This is a genomic window from Kocuria sp. NPDC057446, from assembly GCF_042802875.1.
Lineage (GTDB): Bacteria > Actinomycetota > Actinomycetes > Actinomycetales > Micrococcaceae > Kocuria.
Genome location: NZ_JBHVDI010000293.1, coordinates 1 through 1,359, shown reverse-complemented (window position 1 = coordinate 1,359; position 1,359 = coordinate 1). Strand labels below are relative to the sequence as shown.

Below are 1,359 nucleotides of genomic sequence, written 5' to 3'. Positions count from 1 at the left end.
GCCCCGATGTTCCACGTGGAACATCGGGGCGTCGTCGACTCGAGATCCCCTGACGGCAGAGACCGGCTTCAGCGGCCGTTGTACTCCGCGACGTCGTCGACGCTCATGGTTCCTGTCGGGACGTCGTCCTCGGCGAGCAGGAACATCCGCTGGAGCCCGAAGACGACCGCCTCCGCCAGGTGGTTCCGGTGCTCGGCGTCGGCCAGGGCGGCCCGGTCCACCGGGCTGGAGAGGTAGCCGAGGTCGAGCCAGATGGTCGGTGCGTCGTGGGCGCGCAGCAGGTCCCACTGCCGGGCGTGGGTGCCGAGGTCCAGCGCACCGGTGCGGGCGACCATCTCCTTGAGCACGAGCACCGCGGCCCGTTCACCGATGGGGGAGTAGATCTCGGAGCGGTCCTGCTCGCCCCAGTAGTACGCGGCCATTCCTCCTGCGGCGGGGGAGGAGTTCCAGTCGCAGTGCAGGGTGACCACCACGGTGTCCGTCCGGCCGTCGGCGACGACCTCCTGGGCGGAGGCCGCGGTCTGCACGGGCCGGCCGAGGCGGTCCTGGAGCGAGGCGCCGGGGGAGACGACCACGGGATCCGCGCCGATCTCGTGCAGCAGCTCGAAGGCGCGGAGGGCGACGTCGCGGGTCACCTCGTCGGCGCGGTCCCGGAAGTCCGGTGCGGCCGCCGCGGGCGGCTGCTGGCCGGCGGCGCCGGACGGCACGAGCACCACGGACCGGCCGCGCAGGGCGGAGGTGGCGCGCTCCAGGCGGTGGTACTCGCGCAGCGAGAAGGCCTTGGAGGACGTGATGTTCTTGTTGATCCGGGCGAGGGCGGCGATGGTCTCGCGGTCCACCACCCCGGTGGCGTCGAGACCCAGGCTCTGCTGGAGCTCCGTGACCGCGTGGTGGGTGCTGCTGCCGAACACCCCGTTGAGGTGGCCGTAGTAGAAACCCAACCGGGAGAGGTTGTGCTGCAGCATGGTGACGTCGTCGCCCCGCAGCGGACGGTTCTCGTCGGCATAGAGCGGGCGGTCGCCGAGGGCGTACTGCGCCTCGTTGAGGCAGCGGTCGGTCTCCGGCCCCACCAGGCCGTCGACGATGAGCCCGCGCTCCTGCTGGAAGGCGCGCACGGCGGCGTCGACGTGGTCGTCGAAGTAGGAGGGGTTGTTGACGTCCTGCGGCGCGAGATAGGCCACGGTGACGCCGGCCCGGAGCAGACGCTCCCGCAGGCTCACCACCCGCCGGCTCGTCATCGTCCGGCGCAGCATCGGTTCGGTGTCGTCGTTGTTCACGGGTGTCCCACGGGTCGGAAGGGTCGGCAGGGTGCCAGGACAGCGGCTCGTCCGCCCCTCCCCGGCGGGGGAGGGGCGGACG

1 protein-coding gene is annotated in these 1,359 nt (G+C 72.0%); it reads right to left on the bottom strand.

Features of this window, described 5'->3' with window-relative positions:
- Positions 1 to 68: 68 nt before the first annotated feature.
- Positions 69 to 1,277: a peptidoglycan-binding protein gene (locus tag ACFU0Y_RS18175; RefSeq protein WP_380216373.1), complete on the bottom strand. Its 1,209-nt coding sequence runs from the start codon at positions 1,275 to 1,277 to the stop codon at positions 69 to 71.
- Between the last annotated feature and the right edge of the window lie 82 nt (positions 1,278 to 1,359).